This is a genomic window from Aliterella sp. E5.1 (assembly GCF_057473825.1).
Genome location: NZ_JBYCCV010000264.1, coordinates 1 through 2,063, shown reverse-complemented (window position 1 = coordinate 2,063; position 2,063 = coordinate 1). Strand labels below are relative to the sequence as shown.

The window sequence follows — 2,063 nt, the reverse complement described above, 5'->3', positions numbered from 1 at the left end:
ACTCCCTGACCAACATGGTCAAGGAAGGTAACAAGCGCTTGGATGTTGTTAACCGGATCACCGGCAACGCTTCCTCTATTGTTGCTGACGCTGCTCGGACTTTGTTTGAAGAACAGTCCCAGCTGATTCAACCCGGTGGTAACGCTTACACCAATCGTCGGATGGCTGCTTGCCTTCGCGATATGGAAATCATTCTGCGCTATGTCACCTACGCCACGATTGCTGGGGATGCCAGTGTGCTAGATGATCGTTGCTTGAATGGCCTGCGGGAAACCTATCAAGCATTGGGCGTACCGGGTGGTTCCGTGGCCACAGGTGTTCAAAAAATGAAAGATGCTGCTGTTGCAGTTGCCAACGACTCCAACGGCATCACCAAGGGTGATTGCAGCAATTTGATGTCTGAATTATCTAGCTACTTTGACCGGGCAGCCTCTGCTGTCGGCTAAGCTGCTGATTCAGCCTGATTCTAATTTTTCTTGAGAACAAAACATTGCAGGATAAATCTTAGGGAGATACCCCAACTATGAAGACACCGATTACTGAAGCGATCGCTGCTGCTGATACCCAAGGCCGGTTTATGAGCAATGCTGAGATGCACCAAGTGTATGGCCGCTATGAGCGGGCTGCAGCGGCAATGGAAGCGGCTCGGACCTTAACCAATAATGCCCAAAAGTTGGTTGATGGCGCTGCTAATGCTGTGTACCAAAAATTCCCTTACACCACTCAGCAGCAAGGCAATAACATGGCCTCTGACTCCCGTGGTAAGTCCAAGTGTTCTCGCGACATTGGCTACTACGTGCGCATGGTGACCTACTGCCTCGTTGCCGGTGGCACAGGCCCCATGGATGAGTACCTGCTGGCTGGTTTAGATGAAATGCACCGGACCTTTGACCTCTCCAATAGCTGGTATGTCGAAGCCCTGAAGCACATCAAAGCCAACCATGGGATTACGGGCCAACCTGCTGTAGAAGCTAACGCCTATATTGACTACGCCATTAACGCTCTGAGCTAGTCATCTAGTGTGTTGCCCGGAAGAATTAGTGGATGTTGGCCGCCGGGCTAGCAGTTGCTGATTTTTCCGGGCATTGTTTTCTGGTTGTCTGAGAACTTCTGAATACTGACGATAAAAAACTTCAAAATATTTGCTGTGCTGGGAGAAAAAAGATGAGTGGTTTAGTAGCAGCCAATTTAACCGCAGCTGGAAGGCTCGGTGTTTCTGCCTTTGATACCTCCTCTCAAGTTGAGCTGCGACCTGACTGGTCAGAGGATGATTTACAAGTCGTGATTCGGGCCGCCTACCGCCAGGTCTTAGGGAATGACTACATCATGGCCTCGGAGCGGCTGACCTATGTTGAGTCTCAACTGCGGCAGGGAAACATCAATGTCCGAGAGTTTATTCGGGCGATTGCCAAGTCAGATTTATACAAAACAAAGTTCCTCTACTCCAATTCCAATACTCGCTTTATCGAACTGAACTACAAGCACCTATTGGGGCGGCCCCCCTACGCTGAGGATGAGATTAACTATCATCTCAATCTTTACAACGAGAAAGGCTACGATGCAGAGATTGACTCGTACATTGATAGCAATGAGTACGAAGATAGCTTTGGCAACAATGTTGTCCCTTACTACCGTGGGTTTTCAGTTGATCCTGGGGTAAGGACCACCGGCTTTACCCGCATGTTTCGGCTCTACCGAGGCTACGCCAGCAGCGATCGCTCTCAGGTTGAGGGAAAAGTTCCCCATCTGATGCGGGAGTTAGCCCAAAATCGGGCTTCTGGAATTCGCACCCCTGCTGGGTCTTCAGGGGGCTGGAGTCACATTGGGGCTGGGAGTGATGAAACCCCCAAACAAGCCTTAGGAGGCTCCTGGGGAGAAAGCGGGCGAGTCTATCGGCTGGAAGTGGCTGGGATTCGGCAGCCAGGCTATCCGAGGGTGCGCCGCAGTAATGTTGCCTACTTGGTCCCAGTTGAGCAAATGCTGCCTAAGATGCAGCAGATTCATCGCATGGGCGGCAGAATTGTCGATGTTTCTCCTGCCTCATAAATCGGCCCTATGTACAG

General features: G+C 50.9%; 3 protein-coding genes. All 3 read left to right on the top strand.

The genetic code is table 11. The annotated features are described in order from the left end of the window. A partial coding sequence (locus AC2VE5_RS26095) for a phycocyanin subunit beta (protein ID WP_486890470.1) occupies window positions 1-446 on the top strand: 446 nt, incomplete at its 5' end. Window positions 447-523: 77 nt separating this feature from the next. After that, complete coding sequence (gene cpcA, locus AC2VE5_RS26090; protein ID WP_486890469.1) at window positions 524-1,012, top strand: C-phycocyanin subunit alpha; 489 nt, start codon at window positions 524-526, stop codon at window positions 1,010-1,012. Between the two features lie 152 nt (window positions 1,013-1,164). Further along, window positions 1,165-2,046 carry a phycobilisome rod-core linker polypeptide gene (locus AC2VE5_RS26085; RefSeq protein ID WP_486890468.1) on the top strand — a complete coding sequence of 294 codons (882 nt, stop codon included), beginning with the start codon at window positions 1,165-1,167 and terminating at the stop codon, window positions 2,044-2,046. The last annotated feature ends 17 nt before the right edge of the window (window positions 2,047-2,063 follow it).

What these genes read in the sequence shown, in the direction of transcription:
- cpcA (WP_486890469.1), top strand. Translation starts at nt 524, where the DNA reads ATGAAGACACCGATTACTGAAGCGATCGCTGCTGCTGATACCCAAGGC.
- AC2VE5_RS26085 (WP_486890468.1), top strand. Translation starts at nt 1,165, where the DNA reads ATGAGTGGTTTAGTAGCAGCCAATTTAACCGCAGCTGGAAGGCTCGGT.